11 protein-coding genes are annotated in these 18,906 nt (G+C 49.9%); 6 read left to right on the plus strand and 5 right to left on the minus strand.

Annotated features, from left to right (window positions below; genetic code table 11):
* Positions 1-96: 96 nt before the first annotated feature.
* The 4 genes from ACUJFK_RS16110 to ACUJFK_RS16125 all read left to right on the plus strand — a co-directional run bounded on the left by ACUJFK_RS16110 (position 97) and on the right by ACUJFK_RS16125 (position 4,684).
* Positions 97-1,596 (plus strand): Na+/H+ antiporter NhaC family protein, encoded by a 1,500-nt coding sequence (locus ACUJFK_RS16110; RefSeq protein ID WP_445425460.1) that lies wholly within the window; start codon positions 97-99, stop codon positions 1,594-1,596.
* Positions 1,597-1,863: 267 nt separating this feature from the next.
* Positions 1,864-2,205 (plus strand): PadR family transcriptional regulator, encoded by a 342-nt coding sequence (locus ACUJFK_RS16115; RefSeq protein WP_226751761.1) that lies wholly within the window; start codon positions 1,864-1,866, stop codon positions 2,203-2,205.
* A 2-nt stretch (positions 2,206-2,207) separates the two neighbouring features.
* Positions 2,208-3,155, plus strand: a complete 948-nt coding sequence (locus tag ACUJFK_RS16120; protein ID WP_445425461.1) for an HAAS signaling domain-containing protein — start codon at positions 2,208-2,210, stop codon at positions 3,153-3,155.
* 440 nt (positions 3,156-3,595) lie between these two features.
* Positions 3,596-4,684: a DUF3083 family protein gene (locus ACUJFK_RS16125; protein WP_445425462.1), complete on the plus strand. Its 1,089-nt coding sequence runs from the start codon at positions 3,596-3,598 to the stop codon at positions 4,682-4,684.
* Between the two features lie 107 nt (positions 4,685-4,791).
* Here ACUJFK_RS16125 and ACUJFK_RS16130 read toward each other — a convergent pair whose 3' ends face one another.
* The 5 genes from ACUJFK_RS16130 to ACUJFK_RS16150 all read right to left on the minus strand — a co-directional run bounded on the left by ACUJFK_RS16130 (position 4,792) and on the right by ACUJFK_RS16150 (position 15,199).
* Entirely contained in the window at positions 4,792-8,589 is a 3,798-nt protein-coding gene (locus ACUJFK_RS16130) for an efflux RND transporter permease subunit (protein ID WP_445425463.1), read from the minus strand.
* 2 nt (positions 8,590-8,591) lie between these two features.
* A complete protein-coding gene (locus ACUJFK_RS16135; protein WP_445425464.1) occupies positions 8,592-10,490 on the minus strand; it encodes an efflux RND transporter periplasmic adaptor subunit in 1,899 nt (632 codons plus the stop codon).
* Between the two features lie 69 nt (positions 10,491-10,559).
* Positions 10,560-10,976 carry a hypothetical protein gene (locus ACUJFK_RS16140; protein WP_226751757.1) on the minus strand — a complete coding sequence of 139 codons (417 nt, stop codon included), beginning with the start codon at positions 10,974-10,976 and terminating at the stop codon, positions 10,560-10,562.
* Between the two features lie 72 nt (positions 10,977-11,048).
* On the minus strand, positions 11,049-13,499 hold the full coding sequence (locus ACUJFK_RS16145) for a heavy metal translocating P-type ATPase (RefSeq protein WP_445425465.1): 2,451 nt from the start codon (positions 13,497-13,499) through the stop codon (positions 11,049-11,051).
* Between the two features lie 125 nt (positions 13,500-13,624).
* Positions 13,625-15,199, minus strand: coding sequence for an amidase (locus tag ACUJFK_RS16150; protein ID WP_445425466.1), 1,575 nt, complete (start codon positions 15,197-15,199; stop codon positions 13,625-13,627).
* A 198-nt stretch (positions 15,200-15,397) separates the two neighbouring features.
* On the opposite strand from ACUJFK_RS16150, the gene ACUJFK_RS16155 reads away from it, so the two are divergent.
* Together ACUJFK_RS16155 and ACUJFK_RS16160 are read left to right on the plus strand one after the other, a co-directional pair.
* Positions 15,398-17,095, plus strand: a complete 1,698-nt coding sequence (locus tag ACUJFK_RS16155; protein WP_445425467.1) for a TIGR03545 family protein — start codon at positions 15,398-15,400, stop codon at positions 17,093-17,095.
* 107 nt (positions 17,096-17,202) lie between these two features.
* Positions 17,203-18,837 carry a serine hydrolase domain-containing protein gene (locus ACUJFK_RS16160; protein WP_445425468.1) on the plus strand — a complete coding sequence of 545 codons (1,635 nt, stop codon included), beginning with the start codon at positions 17,203-17,205 and terminating at the stop codon, positions 18,835-18,837.
* Positions 18,838-18,906: the final 69 nt, after the last annotated feature.

Consider the following 18,906-nt stretch of genomic DNA (forward strand, 5'->3'; position numbering starts at 1 on the left):
GCACTGTGACTATCGCTCCGTTGAGTTGTCCATTCTGCTGCAACGGTTCAATACCTTTTTTGCCGGTAAGCCGGACTTTTATACGAGAATAAAAATATGTCAGCAGAAGATACCTTAGGGAGTTTGGCCGAGCCTGTTGCAGCGGCGGTCGAAGCGGCCGCCATTGCGCCAAGTGCGATAAGTTTAATCCCACCTCTTGTTGTTCTAGCCTTTGCCATCTGGTTAAAGCGCCCCATTTTGGCGCTGGTGCTAGGTGCTGCGTCAGGTCTATTATTAATTGGCTCACCACTCGACGCGCTATTTAATTTAGGCGAAACATCTGTTCGCGTGATGCAAGATGAAACCATCGGTTGGCTCATTTTAGTTTGCGGTGGCTTTGGTGCGTTAATTGCGCTGTTGGTGCATACCGGTGGGGCCTTTGCCTTTGGCCGCATGGCGCAGCAATATGCTAAAGGCCGTAAACCGTCCCTGTTCATGACCTACCTATTAGGTTTAATTATTTTTATTGATGATTACCTAAATGCCCTGACTGTCGGTGAAACCATGAAACGGTTAACCGATAAATATAAAGTGTCACGCGAAATGCTGGCCTATGTGGTCGATTCCACCGCAGCCCCCATGTGTGTGTTAGTACCGATCTCAACCTGGGCTATTTTCTTTGGGGGCTTATTAGTTGCCAACGATATTGCGCCAGCTAGCGATCCGAATGGTATTAAAACCTATATCGCGGCCATTCCTTACATGATCTATGCCTGGTTAGCGCTGTTGTTAGTGCCGTTGGTTATTTTAGGCATAGTGCCCTTAGTTGGCCCAATGAAAAAAGCCGAGTTAGCCGCGATGCAAGCAGTGGATACCCCGGTGGACAGCGTGGTCAGTGCCAAAGCACTCGCCAGCAGTGAAGCTAATCACGCCACGGCTACCGGCCAACCACATACGGGTTTTGCCGTAGCATCGTTAGAAGAAGAATTTGATCATGCCGATAAGAACGACGGCAAGTTGATGAACTTCTTATTACCGATGTTGATGCTGATTGGTTTTACCATTTGGTTTGAAGCGGAAATTTGGCCCGCGCTCATTTTAACGTTTATTATCACCATTCCGATGTACATGGCGCAGCGTTTAATGCCCTTTGTGGATATGATGGAGTTAATGATGCATGGTTTTAAAACCATGCTACCGGCTATTTGTACCGTTATCGCTGCCTTTACCTTTAAAGATGTTTGCGATCAACTCGGCTTACCGCTGTATGTGATTGAGAATTTAGCCCCCTACATGACAGCACAAATGCTCCCTGCCTTAGTGTTCGTCGCGATGGCCGTATTAGCTTTTGTCACGGGTTCAAGCTGGGGCATCTTCGCGGTATCAATCCCCATAGTTATGCCATTAGCCATGACTGTCGAGGCGAATATCCCACTGGTGATCGGCGCTCTGCTCTCAGCCAGCTCGTTTGGTAGCCAAGCCTGTTTCTACAGTGACTCTACCGTACTGGCCGCACAAGGCTCAGGCTGTAACTTGATGAGCCACGCGCTAACGCAATTCCCTTATGCGTTAATGGCGGCCATTGCTGCGTTCTTTGGGTTTATCTTACTGGCGTAGGTTTTGCCCAGGCAAAAAACCATAAGGGCGCGTAAAGCGCCTTTATTGTTTTGTATTGTGTCTATTTCAGTCGCCAACAAACCCGCAAATACCCTTACACAAACTCAATAATGGCCGATTATAGCGTCGTGCAATGGCTGCGCTTATTAAGCAAAGTATAAAAATAAAATCACTTGCAATCTTACTGTGCGTCACCTAGCATATTAACTGTGTACCGCACAGTATGTGCCGTACAGTATCGCCGACATCAACAGAAGGAGCAAGCAGATGACCTTGGCACAACGCGATAAAATGCGCCTAGAGTTACGCCGTGGCGTGCTAGTGTTGGCAGTATTAGCTTCACTAAAACAGGCGCACTATGGCTATTCACTGCGGCAACAGTTACAGCAAGGCGGCATCGACATTGATGAAGGCACCTTATATCCGTTGATCCGGCGGCTAGCTGAGCAAGGTCTACTAGAGAGCGAATGGCAGCAAGCAGAGGGGCGTGAGCGACGTTATTACAAGTTGTCTGCCTTGGGTGCAACGTTGTTACAACAGCTAACGCAAGAGTGGCAAAACCTCAATGGCGCACTGGCTAACTTATTGGTTACTGAGAAGGAAAAATAGTCATGGACTTAGTCACTCGATATATTGCTGCGGTGCAGCGCGAGCTACCGGCGGCGAAACGCGAAGAAATTGCGAGAGAGTTGCAGGCCAACATTATGGATGAACTGGATGCGTTAACGGCAGCGCAAGGTGCCTTAAGCGACGCAGATGTCAGCCAGCTGTTAAAGCAAATGGGCCATCCACGACAAGTTGCTAGACAGTTTGTACCCGAGCAGCCATTTATTAACGCCAGTTATATGCCCATTTATCGCTATACCCTAACGCTAGTACTCGGGATCTTGTTTTTGATCCAAGTGGTCAAGAGCACTTTTGGCTGGTTATCCTACGCTGATGTCGGTTTGATTAGCTTAGTGTTCAGTATCGCGGCAGGTTGGATTGATGATGCTTGCTTTGCTTTTACTGCCATTACCCTAGGTTATTTTGTCATTTCCAAACAAACCCCTGAACCAGAGCAGCACTGCTGGCAAAACTGGCAGCCGGAAAATTTACCTAGCGCGGGCTTTAGCTGGCAGACGATTGCACTACAAGATATTTTTACTGATTTGGCGAGTTATTTATTTTTACTGGTGGCCATATTTTACCCACTGTGGCAAGTTGTGGCGCCAGCAGAAACGCCTAGCGTATTGCTCAGCAACGAGGTAAAAACATTGCTACTGTGGTGTACACCTTTGTTGCTCGTGGGTATCTGCAATAGCCTATGGCAATTAAAGCAGCGTATTTGGCAGAAAGCGCTATTGCAGGCGAATATTATCATCAACGCTTTGTTTACCTTGGTAATTCTGTATTTGGCAATGATGTCGCCTTTTTTGCAAATAACCGAACAGCCTTTGCTTGGCATGCTTAGCTCGGCGCAAGTTGAACGTTCAATAACGATAAGTTTAGTTGTGCTAGCGTTATTTCCGGCATGGGAAGTGCTACGTGATAGTTGGCGCTGGCGTCAGTTAAGCTAAAGTGATGCTGAACTAAAACAGTGCGCTCCTATCATGCTGATCAACGAACGCTAGCCAAATTAAAGGTGTAAACCATTTAGGTTCTAGTTTAAGGGAGCAGCAAAACCTGCTCACTTCATGCAGATGAGCTTTCAACCGCTGAAAAGCGCATCTGCGGCTTGCCACATCACATAAGCTTTAACGTGCTGTAAAGCATAAATACAAAGCCATTTCGCAGATATTGATATTAGTGCAAAGCTCAATGGAAACACGCACCGCTAAACAAGGCAAAATACGGCCAAGATAGATGGATATCGAGTAAATTGTGGAGCCTTCATAGCTACTTTAAATTAAGCTGAATTTAACCTTAACAAGTCTAAAATAATTACATTAAACATTTCTATATTAACATTGTATTTCTGGTAAAATTGCCGCTAATTTATACACCTGAGGAAACACCTATGCCTGTAAGCTCGCAACACAAAGTTTATTTACCAGCTGAAGCCCGAGATAACCAATATCTCTTAGCTGAATTTGCGTTAACAGACGAACTACTCGCGGCCTTTCCTGCTAGCAACCCAGCAAAACCGTTTGAACAGCTTTATCAGCAATTGTCACAGCAGTTTTTTGAACTGGCTGATGCGGCACAGCTGCACAATGTTCATCTGATTGCTAATGGTAAAACGCCGGTTGTACGCTTCCATCAGGAAGCTTACGTATTACAAACCACTGAACAAATTTTATTTTTCTATAACCCCAGCTATCACGAAGCACAGCATAGCTTTTATGATGCCAGCATCCGGGCACGAAAAATTTCTTTATTATTTTTAGCCACCGACCAGCCATTACGCGCCAACGCTGCAACGTTCCACCAAAAAGTCACGACAGTACTACAACAACTGCTGGCTAAGTTAAAAATGACTGAGACAAAAGTAAAAGTGCGTGACCATCAGCATCTTACTTATGATTTGTTTGCCAAGGCCAAAGGCCATAAAGAAAGTTACGGCTACAAATTGCGCTCAATTGGAGCGCGCTATAAAGCACGGCAATGTGAACTGCCAGAACATAATGCGCTTACCTATGTCATCGTCAACTTACCGTTAAGCCGGCGCCTAAAAGAGCAAGTCGCATTGAATTTACAGAGTGATGCGCCATATCTGCCGCTGTATCAAAAAGTCAGTGATAGCTTTGTCAGCGCCTGTCAGCCCGAGCAATTCAAACATTTAGCCGTGCTGGCTAATGGTTTGTTACCCTTGGTGCGCAATAGTCAATTTGATAAAAGCAGCCATGGTACAGAGTTGCAGATGATTGGTTTTGATCCGAGCGCGCAAGCAGGTCAACTGATCAGCGATTTGCAAGGCGATAAACTGGTTGAAATGATGCAATTAGTGATCTTCGCCACGCCAGCCGATCAAACCGATATGGGCTATGGCCGCTTTATGAACCAGGTAGAAGCGGCGTTACATCGCTTTGCCAAAAGCTTAGCACTGCAACCCGAGCGGGACGATCTCACTGTGCGTTTTCATCAGCATATTAGTTATCATCTATAAGTTAGCAATAGCCGTAACCCAGCACCCGCTAAGTTACGGCAGATAAATGCCTACCTCTCTACAGATTAAAAAGGGCGCTAAGTGCGCCCTTCTCGCTTTTTCTCATACTACTTCATGGCTAAGCGCCACTCCTCGCGTGCTGAGTAGAGTACCGGAATTAAAAAGATACTCAGTAGCACAAAAAACATGCCGCCGACGGTGGGCACGGCCATGGGGATCATTAAATCGGCGCCGCGGCCACTGGCACTGAGCACCGGTAATAACGCTAAGATGGTAGTGGCAGACGTCATTAAGCAAGGGCCGATGCGTTTGCCTGCCGCGGCTAATACCAGTTCACGCACCGCCGCTTGCGAACGCGGTTGATGTTCGGCAAATTGCTGCTTTAAATAGGTCGCCATTACGATGCCGTCATCAACCGCGATACCAAATAACGCTAAAAAGCCGACCCACACGGCGATACTTAGGTTATAGGCTTGCAGGTTAAACAGCTCACGTAAATTGGCACCAAACCAGCTAACATTAAGAAAATCGGGCTGGGCAAAGGCATCTAAGGCAATAAAGCCGCCGGCCCAGGCAATGGCAATGCTGCTAAAAATCATCAAGGCCGTACTGACTTGCTGGAACTGTAAGTACATCAACATAAAAATCAAAATTAGCGCTAACGGCACCAGCCACATTAAGGTGGCCGCCGCGCTTTGTTGTTGCTGGTAACTGCCGGCAAACTGATAACTGACACCGGCGGGCAACGTTAATTCGCCCTCGTTTAGCAATTGCATTAAATGCGCTTCGACCTGCGCCACGGCTTCTACTTCAGCTAAACCGGGATGGGCGCCAAAGGTAATATAGGCCGTGAGAAAGCTGTTCTCAGAGCGGATCATTTGTGGGCCGCGCTCATAGCGCAGTTCAGCCAGCTGACTGAGTGGCACTTGATAGCCCGCTGGCGTGCTAATCAGCACCTCGTTAATCGCCTCCACGGTATCGCGTTGCTCACGCTGATAACGCACGCGGATCGGGTAACGTTCGCGCCCTTCTACCGTGCGCCCCGCTTCCATGCCACCCAGCGCCGTGCTAATACTTTGCTGCACCTGTTGCATCGACAAGCCATGTCGGGCAATCGCTTGCCGATCCGGCACAATACTTAAATAAGGCTGGCCGACCACCCGTTCGGCATTCACCGTTAACGGTACTATGCCTGGAGCTTGGCGCAGTATGGCTTCAAATTGCAGCGCCATTTGCTCTAATGTCGCCAAATCTGGCCCTTGCAATTTAATGCCCATCGCCGCCCGCATACCGGTTTGTAACATCAGTAAGCGCGTTTCAATCGGCTGTAGTTTCGGTGCAGAAGTCACACCTGGCAGTTGCGCCGCTTGCACAATTTCTTGCCAAATATCCTCTGGCGACGTTATATGCTCACGCCATTGCCGATAAGGTCGGCCACGCGCATCAGCAATCAACTCGCCATTAGTATCACGGGTAAATTGCTGGCTGCTACTATCAAAGCGGAAAAATTGCCGACGTCCTTGCGCATCAGTGCGATATTCACTGTGATACTGGATCTGCGTTTCAATCATGCCCAGTGGCGCGGGATCTAAGGCGGTATCGGCTCGACCTATTTTGCCCACTACCGATTTAACTTCGGGAATGGCGGCAATGGCTTTGTCTTGCTGTTGCAGCACGGCTAAGGCTTCACTGATTGAAGTATGCGGCATTAACGAGGGCATAAACAGAAAAGCGCTTTCATCCAGTGCCGGCATAAACTCACGTCCCAAGCCCGGAAAGCGTTTGGCTAACGCGCTGTCGGCTTGTACACCCGGGATCACGCGATCCGCACCCAGCCAGACACTTAACCCCGTTAGCACCACCAACAGTGGTAAAACTATAAACAGTGCTTTAAAACGTAAACACAGCGCTAATAACGGCAAGTAGGCGCGCTGAAACAACCAAAAGCCGCCTAAAATCAGCAGTAACAGCGTACTGACCAACAGTAAGTTATGCCAAAAACCGGCGGCAGGGCCAAGTGGTAGCCACAATTGCGACAGCAACACCAAGGCGGTAATGAGCAGGATGATCACTAGCACATGCTTTAAACGCGGTAATAAGCCGCTGGGTAAGAAAGCCGTCCATGCCAATAAAGGCGCAGGTATGCGCTGAACCAAACCTTGTAACAGGCTGCGTAAACCTTGCGTATTAGGCGCGAACAACAAATACAGCAACACCGGTAATAAGGTGACCGCCAGCAACACGGCACAAAGTAACACAAAGGTTTTGGTGTAGGCCAAAGGCCCAAACAATTTGCCTTCGGCGCCCGTCATGGCAAACACCGGTAAAAAGCTGATGATGGTGGTGCTAATAGCAGTAAGGATAGCGGGGCCCACTTCTTGGCCTGCTTGCATGATGGCTTGTTGCAAAGACAAAGCAGGTTGATCTTGCCGTTGTCTAAGCAGGTTCTCCGTAAAAATGATGCCTAAATCCACAATAGTGCCGATAGCGATGGCGATACCGGCCAAGGCGACGATATTGGCTTCCACCTGAAACAGCCGCATCAGCAAAAAGGTACAGAGTACCGTGGCCGGTAATAATAAACTGATCGCCAAGGCGGCCCGCACTTGCCACAGCAGAGCCAGTACCACAATCGTGGTTAACAATAATTGCAAACTGAGGGCGCTTTCTAACGTGCCGACGGTTTCATCAATTAATAACGAACGATCATAAAACGGCACTATGCTGACCTGACTTAGCGTTAGCCAAGTAGGCCAATCAGCTTGCGGTTGCGCGCGTAGCCAGTCGCGCCAGGCGTTAGGCTGCTGTTGATAATCTGGCAGTGATTGGGCGCTGGCAAAGCGTTCAACTTCAACCTGACTAATCTTTGCCCAGTCAATCACCGCTTTGGCCGGCATGCCTGGCACTAACTCTTGCATGCGCTGGCGTAAGTGAGTAATCGCTTGCCGTGGGTTATAGCCTTCACGCACCGTCACGACGGCGCCTACCGCTTCTGCACCGGCCACATCCAAAGCACCGCGCCGGGCAGCAGGGCCGACATTCACGCTAGCCACGTCTTGCACCCGAATGGGCGTATTATTCGGCCCCAGTCGCACCACCGCTTGTTCAATATCGGCGAGGTTTTTAATAAAGCCCTGACCGCGGATCAGGTACTCAACACCATTAATTTCGCGACTGCCCGCACTCACGTCCAGATTCGATGCCATCACCGCCGCCGTGACTTGCTCTAAACTGACTTGATACAAACGCAGTAAATTGGCATCGACTTCTATTTGATATTCGCGCTGATAACCACCAATGGCCGCGACTTCGCTGATACCTTCAGCGGTTAACAAGCCGCTGCGTAAATACCAATCCTGCACTGAACGCAGCTCAGCCAAGGTCCAGCCACCGGTGGTTTTTCCCTGCGGGTCTTGTCCTTCTAAGGTGTACCAGAACACCTGCCCTAAACCGGTGGCATCAGGGCCTAAGGCGGGCTGCACACCACTAGGTAACGTATCTTCAGGTAGACTAGCCAGTTTCTCTAAAATGCGCGAACGCGCCCAATAAAACTCGATATCTTCGTCGAAAATCAGCGCAATACTGCTAAAACCGAACATCGACAGTGAACGCACATCCTTCACCCCTGGCACGCCCATCAACGCAGCACTGAGCGGGTAAGTGAGTTGATCTTCGACATCTTGTGGCGAACGCCCAGCCCAATCCGCAAAAACGATCTGTTGGTTTTCACCCAAATTAGGGATGGCATCCACCGTAATGGGTTTAAGTGGTATACCGTGTTGCCAGGCAAAAGGCGCCACCCCCATACCCGCCACTAACAACAGCGATGCCAGCAGCATCACCACTAATTTTTGCCGCATCAGCACGGCCAGCACACGGCCAAAGCCGCCGATTTGTGCAGTCATGCTTATGCCTCCCCGCCAAATTGACGGACCAAGTCGCCACAACCGAGCATCATCGTACCGAAATACGGGTTACGTAACTGATCGGTAGGCTGCAACCAGCTGGCACCCTCACCGTCGCGCGCCATCGGGCAATAGGCCTCATACCAACCTTGGGCGAATACCCCTAGCTCAGCAAAACGTAATAAACCGATATTATGCCGATAAAACAAAGCGCGAGCACTCTCTAGATCCGTTACTTGCTCAAGTTCGCCCTCACCGGCTTTAAGGGCCATTAATAGCCCCGGAAAACGATCTGGCCACACAATGCCCGCGACCGCTTGTTGCATTGCCAGCGTGCCTTGGCGCCATGCGCTAAGATCGTCACTGATTAAACCGAGATATAGCTGCTGATAAGCGGCCAATAACGGGGCTTGTTGCTCATCACTTAACACAAAACCCGAGCTTGGTTTAACCGGTGTTACCGCTGCGGCGCTCTCTTGGCTGTCCAGCAGGCTATGATCTGCATGGCTTGCACTATTACTGGTATTATTACTTGCACTGGTGTTTAAACTACTACTCGAACCGTGTTGGTGTAACATCGGGGCAAGACCGATAGCAGTGGGGTTAAGCATACTGGCTAAACCGCGAATTTGCAGCTCGCTGTCTAAGCGAAACGCCCCTTGTGTCACGACTAACTCACCTTGCTCTAGCCCCGCTAATACCTGATATTGCTCACCAATGCGCTGCCCTAGGGTAATACGACGTGGAGTATAATGCGGTTGCTCGGCGTCGGTTTGCACATACACCAGGGATTGCTTACCCGTAAAAAGCACAGCACTGGCGGGAATTAATAGACTTTCTGCAACCGGCAATTGCGCGCGAGCCTGGGCTAACATACCCGGTTTTAAACGACCAGTGGGGTTCGGTATCACCGCTCGGATCCGCGCAGTGCGACTGGTCGCATCTAACACCGGCTCAATTAGCTCAATGCTGGCACTGAACGTCTCGCCCGCAAAAGCTGGCAACTGCACCTCTAGCGCCAGTCCAACCCGCAGTAATCCGAGCTGTTGCTCAAACACTTCTAATTCTAACCACAATTGATCCAGTGCCAGCACCGTAAATAGCGGTTGACCGGTACTGACATAGGCACCTTGATTGACCCATTTTTCAGTAATAATGCCACTGACTGGTGCACTGATGGTGACGGTATCTTGTAACTGTTCACGCTGCAGGATCTGTTCAATTTGCGTGACAGGTACACCTAACAAACGTAAACGACGGCGTGCGCTATCGAGCGTCGTACCGGCCGGCAAGCTGCCGCGGCTAGCACTCAGCTGTTTGGCTTGCAACAATTCTTGCTGGATGACAATCAAATCGGGGCTGAAGATTTCCAGCATCGGCTCGCCAGCTTTTATCGTTTGCGCGGTGCGATTCACATAGGCTTGTTCAATACGCCCACTGCTCCAGGCACTGATAGTTTGAATACGACTTTCATCAGCCGCCAAGGTGCCCGGCAAGTTAAGCTTTGTAGTTGCTGTACTAAGGCGTACCGGTTGCACCTGTGTTTGCAGTAAGGCGGCGGCACGCGGGCTTAGCCGCAGCACTGCCGCATTAGCGGCTTCATCTTTTACCATATTTTCTTGCGGCACCGGGATTAACGCCATACTACAAATAGGGCAGCGCGCATCAGCCTCAGTTAAACGAATTTGCGGATGCATCGAGCAGGTATACACCTGACTGTCTGGCTGCAACGCCGCTAAAGGATCAGCAACCTTTGACTGCATTTGACTGTGCGCATGCCCCGCATGCGGATCAGCTTGTTGCTGCGCTATAGCAGACAGCGGCAATAAACATAACGGCAGTGCCAACAAAAGCAATTTGACAGAAAACAATAATGACGCGAGTGAAGAAGATGGCAACATAATAAAAACCCTTACTGAAAATAGCTGGAGCCGATGCAAGCATCAGCAAAAAAGCGACTCAGAAAAGGGTTAAATACGTAATTGATTGTTCGATAAATACAACGGCAACCGTCGTTTTGGCGGGGGCGTATGTAATTGACTGACTGGGATAGCCGTAGATAAAAACTCGACGGCTGACAACTTTTGCCAAGTAATAAATATTGCCGAAAAAGCCAGCTGCACTGGCTCTGCGCTGGCAGCTTGATTATCGCAACCTGAGCAGTGTTGTTGACTTGCTAGTGGTTGACTTGATGACAGCGGCATTTCTGCTGCATCGTCACGGTTGGCTGCGCTATGACAAGGCGGTGTGGTTTGCTCTATGGCAGCTGAAGTCACCGTGGCGGCCTGTGCCACATTTTGACACAGCATTAAGCACCAGGAAAAGGCCAAGCTGACGAGCAGCGGCACAGTCCAGAGTTTTTGGCGTTTAACCAAGGTGCTTAACATTAATGTTCCTGTCTATTAATAGGGCTATAGGCGCACGGTAAAGATACGCTGACCAGCGACTGCTGTCAAAAACTAGCGAAATTGCCGCAAGCGCAACGCATTGGTCAGTACAAACACGCTAGACATGGCCATGGCGGCTGCGGCTAAACCGGGCGCCAATAAGATACCGGCGACGGGGTACAATACCCCCGCTGCAACCGGGATCAGTACGATGTTATACGCAAAGGCCCAAAATAAGTTTTGTTTAATATTACGCATCACTGCGCGGCTTAAACCAAGTGCTCGATACACCGCCATAACTTCACTGCGTTGTAACACCACATCGGCAGCGTCGATCGCAATATCGGTGCCGCTACCAATGGCAATGCCGACATCGGCTGCGGCTAGCGCGGGGGCATCGTTAATGCCATCGCCCACAAACGCCACTTTGCCAAACTCACGTTGCAACGCTTGCACTACCGCTTGTTTATCGGCCGGTAGCACTTGCGCTCTCACATCGGTAATACCTAGCTCGGCGGCCACCGCATTGGCGGTGTACTGATTATCACCACTGACCATTACCACCCGCAAACCGGCTTGTTGTAGTTGCCGAACCGCATCTTTACTGTCTGCGCGCAATTGATCGGCGATGGCCAGTAACGCCAGTAATTTTCCAGCATGGGTTAAATAAATTACGGTTTTACCGGCAGCACGACAGTTTTTTGCCTGTGCATCAAAAGCTGCCACACTGATCTGCTGCTGCGCCAACAAGGCGGCACTGCCCAATAACACGGGCTGTGCATCCACCTGTGCGCTAACGCCAAACCCGGTTAACGCCTTAAACTCGGTCGCGGCAAGCGGCTTAACCTCAGCGTGCTTAGCGGCCGCTAATAAGGCCTGTGCCAGCGGATGTTCCGCATGTTGCTCCACGCCTGCGACCAACGCCAACACGTGTTCTTTAGTAACGCCATCGGCGCAGTGTACGTCTGTCAATTGCATTTTACCGGCGGTTAAGGTGCCGGTTTTATCAAAGGCCACCAGCTTAATTTGTTGTAATTGCTGCAACGCATCACCTTGCCGAAATAAGATCCCTAGCTCCGCTGCGCGCCCAGTACCCACCATAATGGAGACTGGCGTGGCCAGTCCCATGGCACAAGGGCAGGCAATAATCAGCACCGCTACGGCATTTACCAACGCAAAACTGACGGCGTCTTCGCTACCCAACCAAAGCCAGTGCAGCGCTGTTAATAAAGCAATTGCCAGGACCACCGGTACAAACACGGCCGTCACCTTATCCACCAAAGCTTGAATGGGTAACCGACTACTTTGTGCCTGTTGCACTAAGCGCACAATTTGCGCCAATACCGTTTGCTCACCTACGGCGGTAGCGCGGCAGAGTAAACTGCCTTGCTCACCATTAACGGTACCGGCCGTCACCTTGGCACCAGCCGCTTTGGCAACAGGCATAGGCTCACCACTTAACATGGCTTCGTCAACCCAAGACTCACCGGACACGACCTCGGCATCAGCCGCAATCCGCTCTCCCGGCCGCACCAGAAATTGCATCTGCGTTTGCAATTCATTAATAGGGAGATCCTGAAAGTCATCATCTCTTTTTATCCGTACGGTTTTCACTTGTAGCCCAAGTAAACGCTGAATAGCTGCCCCCGTCTGTCCACGCGCACGCCCCTCTAACCAGCGGCCAAGCAAGATTAACGTTACAATGACCACCGCCGATTCAAAGTACAGATGCTGACTGCCAACAAGCAGCAGTGCGGGCAGGAATAACACGATGCTAGAATAGCTCCACGCCGCTAAGGTACCCAGCGCGACTAACGAGTTCATATCTGGCGACCGTCGCCATAAGTTGGGGAGCCCCGTTGTAAAGAAGTGACGCCCCGGGCCAAGTAGCACCACGCTGGTTAACACAAATTGCAGCAGGCCGTTATAAGGGGCGGGTAGAACCTGTTGCAGCCACTGCGCTAACTCCGGTAACAGATGGCTGCCCATTTCTAACACAAACACCGGTAAACTTAGCAGCAGCGCTAACCAGAATTGTCGGCTTAAGCGTTGTTGTGCTTGTTGCTGCTCTTGCACGAGATCGGTATTCTCTGCACTTTGCACCTTGCCTTGATAACCCGCAGCAGCAATCGCCTTAAGTACTGCGCGTTCAGCCGCCAGCCCAGTAATACGCGTCAGTTGCAGCGTGTTTGAGGCGAGATTGACCTTGGCCTTAAGCACACCGGGCAGCGCCAACACACTTTTTTCAATTTTACTGACACAGGAGGCGCAGTGCATATTAGCAATGTGCAGTTCGATCTGTTCGAGTCGGGTAGGATAACCGGCTTGTCGCAAAGCACTGGTCACTGTCGGTAATAGCGTGTTATCGGTGAGGCTAAATTCCGCACTAGCAGTGGCTAAATTGACGCTCACCTCACTGACACCAGTAACGCTAGTCAGCGCCGAAGTCGCACGGCGCACACAACCAGCGCAAGTCAGGCCGGTGATCGGAATGTGTATGCGCTGCAAAGCAGAAGTTGACATCGTTTGAGCTCCTTAGCGTGAAGAATGGCGTGGGTGAAACAGCAAGACTGCGTATAGCCTAAGCCACTACTCAGCATGCTGCAAACTTCGCCGCCTTAATTACACGGTAAGTTAAACGCTTAACCTTACTCTGATTTTACTGCAGGCTCAGCATTGCTGGGTAAACTTGCTACAAAACCCGGACGCCGATACGCTGATAATTGTTGCTCTAACAATGCCGCTACGCGCAACAGTTCGGGCTCAGACCAGGGTAAACCGACCACGCTTAAGCCCAGTGGTAACACACCATCATAACCACCCGGTAACGTAATCGATGGGTAGCCGGCCACCGCGGCAGCAGTAGAAGTGCCAAAATTAAAATTGTCACCATTTACATGATCAATCGGCCAAGCTGGTCCATAAGAAGGCATAATTATCGCGCTGTAGCCGTCATTTAAATAGGTATTTAATGCTGCTTCTGCCAGTTCACGGCTACGCGTTAACGCCTGCTGATAGGCTTCGGCTTGGGCGGTTAAGTCGGTGGCAGCGGCTTGCTCAAGGTATTCTTGACCATAAAACGCCAAAGCTGTTTCGCCCTGTGCGTTATTGAAGTCGACAATTTTTTGCACGGTATTAACGGCTGCAGGCACGTTGTAATCAGTCAACCACTGCTGTAAATCTCGCGCAAACTCGTACACCAGTACTGCTAACTCTGCTTGATATAATTCCCCCGGCAATTGCCACTGATCGGTAGTGACCACTTCAATACCCGCCGCCGTTAGCACTGCCGCCGTTTTATCTAAAGTAGCCGGTAATGCCGGGTTACGACTGTCATAAGCGCGCACTAACAATACTTTGCCACTGGTTGCAGGCTGTAACGCGGCCGCGGTTAAAGACGCTGGTAATTTTTGCCGCGCTTCGGTTGTCAGCATGGCTTCTAATAATAATGCCGCATCATACACTTTGCGCGCCATTGGCCCGGCAATATCTTGCGCCGCAGCAATTGGAATAATGCCTTCACCCGAAACGGCGCCACGCGTTGGTTTAATGCCAACAATGCCGTTAATAGAAGAAGGACACATAATAGAACCGTCAGTTTCGGTGCCCACGGCCAACAAGCTCAGATCAGCGGCCACCGCCACACCTGAGCCTGAGCTCGAACCACAAGGCGTATGGGTTAATACGTGTGGATTACGGGTTTGCCCGCCTAACGCTGACCAACCGCTGGACGAGTCTTCACCACGAAAATTCGCCCACTCTGACAAGTTACTTTTGGCAAGGATCACGGCACCGGCTGCTCGCAGTTGCTTCACCAGCTCGGCATCTTTGGCTGTGAGGTGATTTTTTAAGGCTAAAGCGCCAGCAGTAGTCGGTAATTGGTCGGCGGTAGCAATATTGGCTTTTAACACTACCGGCAAACCGTGCAACGGTGAACGCATTTTGCCTTGCGCCCGCTCTTCATCCAACAATTTTGCTTGCGCCAGAGCCTCAACATTCACATCGACAATAGCGCGCAGCTCATGGCCTTGCAGATTGTGCGCGGCTATTTGCTCCAGATAATGTTGCACTAATTGTTCACTGGTAAAGGTGCCCGCGGCCAAACCTTGCTGAGCGGCACGGGCATCAGTCCATGCGGGCGAGCTTAAGGTTACCGGCTGCTCTTTTACCGCCGGTTGACAGCCTAACAACACCATACTTAACGACAGACATAATATGCGCATAACAGATCGATCCTACAAATACTGACTTATGCTTTAGCATAAACGCTGAGGCGCTTTGGAACAGCCTGCTTTATCGCAACCAGCTGTTACCTGTCGCAAGGCTAAACCCGGTTATTTTGCAAAAAGATGAAGCAAACCGCGTTTTACCTTACACTGTAGGGGTCAACTTGCCTCTTTGTTGCAGATAAGGATTTCCTGATGAAAAAACTACTTTGGCTTATTCCCGTCAGTCTGATCACCCTTCTGGTGATTGGCTGGTTACTGGCTAACACTATCATTAAAAGCGTACTGATTGACCAACTTGAAGAAGCCACCGGCGCTGAAGCGAATGTCGACAGCGTATCGCTTCGCCTCATGCCGGTATCATTACAAATTAATGGTGTACAACTCACCGATCCCGCTAAACCGGCTTATAACAGTATCAGCTTTCGCCAAGCCTTTGCCCGCATTGATCCTTGGCCTGCCTTAAAAGGTTTTTACGTGGTAGAAGAGTTAGAAGTGAACGAGTTAGCCTATGGCAGTGCGCGTGAGCAACCCGGTAAAGTGTATCGAGAGCCGCCCCCGAACGACAATGCGTTGGATTTAGCCTCGTTATTACAAGTGGAATTGCCTACTGCAGAGTCGATTTTAGCGCGCGCCAATTTACAAACCGTGCAACAAGGGCAGCAACTCAAAGAGTTAATCAGCGGCCAACGCCAAAAGTTTACCGAGTTACGGCAGCAACTGCCTACCCAGCAACAGTTAGAAGAGTTTCAAGCTAAAATTAAAGCACTAACCGACAGCAAGATCAGTGATGCCGCAGATTTAGCTACAAAAACCCAGCAACTGAGCAGCTTACAGCAACAATTAAAGGCCGAGCGTGAAAAACTTCGCACCCTACAGCAAAGTTTTGGCCAAAGCCGTGACCAGCTGAACGATGCAGTAAAAGCGGTACGCAGTGCAGCCGAGCAAGATTGGCAACAACTAAAACAATTGGCGAATATTCAAGACGGCGGCTTAGCACCGATCTTCCAAATCTTGCTGGGTGATGTGTGGGCCCGTGAAATGCAAAAGCTCGAAGCTTTGTATCAACTGGCCAAACCCTATTTACAACAAGAAGGCGATGCGACGCCAGCCAAACCTTTGGATCTGAATCAGCCCTACCCTGATTTTTGGGTAAAACAAGCCAAGCTGCATTTATTACTGGCCGGCACCGAAACCACCATTAATATGCAAGACATTACCACTCAGCATCAACTCATTAATAATGTGGCGACGCGCTTTAAAGTCGATGTATCGGGTTTGCCTAAACTGAACAGCCTGAAGCTCAATGGCGACTTTGCGATTCTGGAGCAGATGATCACCAACCTTAGCTGGCAGCTTGATGATATGGCCTTAGAGAATCTGACGCTAGGCAACGATAAAACCGCTATGACCATCTTGGCTGGTTTATTTAGTGCCACCGGCTCACTGAAACTGGTCGATGATCAACTAAAACAACAAGCCAAAGTGCTATTGAAAAACGCTAACTTTGATAAAACCGGCAACCGCTATTTAGACCAGCTGGTGTCGCTGTTAAACCAGCAAAGTCAGATCCCACTGGATGTGTTAGCCGAAGGCTTAATTTCTAAACCTGACGTGACTATTCGCTCGTCATTAGATCGGATGTTAGGTGATGCCTTGCTGGGTGAAGCTAAGCAAAAAGTTGCGGCTCTGCAAACGAAACTGCGCAGTGATTTAGATAGCCGCTTACAACAACAATTAGCCGGGCAACAAGAATGGCTCAGTTTATTGCAACAGCAAGAAGGTGATACTAAAGCGCTGGAAGGCGAGTTAGAAGAGCTGTTAAATGCCAAGATGGGTTCCATACAAGACAAACTGCGTAACCGCTTACTAGATAAATTAGGCGGTAATTAAGCAGCTTACCAGCCCCGATTTGCCAATAATGCATGGTAGGTCGGGGCTTTCACACAAAACGTCATCCCTGTCTATACTGTTCACTGTGTGTAAAAGGAATACATCAGATGAAATCTTTACTTATGCTTATTAGCAGCTTAGCACTTAGCCTGAATGTGAATGCAGCCGATATCAGTGGCCATTGGCGTGGTGTGCTAGCCACATCACCAAACAGCGGCCTGACCTTGGCACTGCAAATACAGCCCAGCACTGAAGGTTATCAGCTGTTACTACGCAGCCCTAATCAACACTCGAACGACATTGCCGTTAGCAGTATGACCATACAAGACAATACCTTAAACTTTACCGTCGATGCCTTAAAAGCAGCTTTCACTGGCACATTTGACGGTGAAACCCTCAGCGGGACCTTTACCCAAGGTCGGCCAATACCACTAACCTTAAGCCGCTTGACGAAAAGCGACGAAGCACGGCTGGTACATGAACAACAGCTGTTCGGTGAGTTGCAAATCAATGCTAACGCCAGTTTGCCTTTAGTGTTAAATATCGCGGTAATTGCCAACGGTTATCATGTCACCCTCGACAGCCCTAAACAGCAAAGTTATGGTATTCCAGTTGATCAATTCAGTATTAATGAGCAGCAATTGCGCTTTGGCTCATCGATGATTAATGCCAGCTATCAGGGCACTTGGCAAGATGACGCGTGGCAAGGCAGCTTTATACAAAGCCAAGCTATACCGCTTATCTTAAAAAACAAGCAGCCAACTAAACCGATGACACCAACCTTAAGTAATATATCTGAATGGCTTAAGAATGAATTTGGCCAGCACGGCGTGGCCATCGCTTGGGTGGATGGCCAAGCCGTACGCTATCAGCTGCATGGGCAAACCAATGTGGCAAAGCAGCAAGCGGTGAGTCAAAACACACTGTTTGAGATCGGCTCTCTTTCCAAACCGTTAACAGCATTGGCTATTATCAAACAACTGCAACAAGGCAAGTGGCAGCTAGACACGCCGCTGGCTCAGCAAAGCCCCCTACCCGAGCTCGCAGCACATCTTTATACCCTGGCAGAATTACTGACCCATCGCAGCGGTTTGCCCAGGTTGCCTGCCAACTTGCCGCTGGATGATCTGAGTAACCCTTATGCCAGTTATGATGAAGCGGCTCTAAAAGCCGCGCTCGCAAACACCGAGTTTGCTGAAAAAGCCTTTAGCTATTCCAATTTTGGCTATGGCTTACTGGGCTTTTTGGCAGAGCAGCAAGCAAAGATGCCTTATGCCAGCGTGATGCACCAGCAAGTATTGCAGCCATTAGGCATGAAAACGGCGGGGGTGCAAACCGGCAAGCAAAGCTTTAAAGATCTTGCTAGCGGCTATGCGATCAGTACAGACACCGTGCCCAATTGGCAATTCGACAGCTTAGCCGGCGCTGGCGCGGTCGTCGCTTCCATTGAAGATATGGCCACTATGCTGCGCCATATTTTCCAACACCACGCCAAAGATAAGGCACTTCAACAATGGCTAACCGCACTGCCCACCACCGAGCAACCTGCCATGACACCAGGTTGGATGCTAACCGAGCAAAATTGGTTATGGCATAACGGCCAAACAGCGGGCTTTTTTAGCTTAGTGATTTTTGACCTAAAAACCGAAAAAGGCTTGGTTCTACTGACCAATATCGCCATCCCCGTCACCGAACAGGGCTTCGCGCTCTTTAACGAATGGCTGGCTCAAGACGCCAAATAACCCTAGCGTTTAACCTATCTCACCCGACCGCACTCAGACACTGGTCAGACCGCACTCAGAGACTGGTTG

Source organism: Alishewanella sp. HL-SH06, from assembly GCF_052656265.1.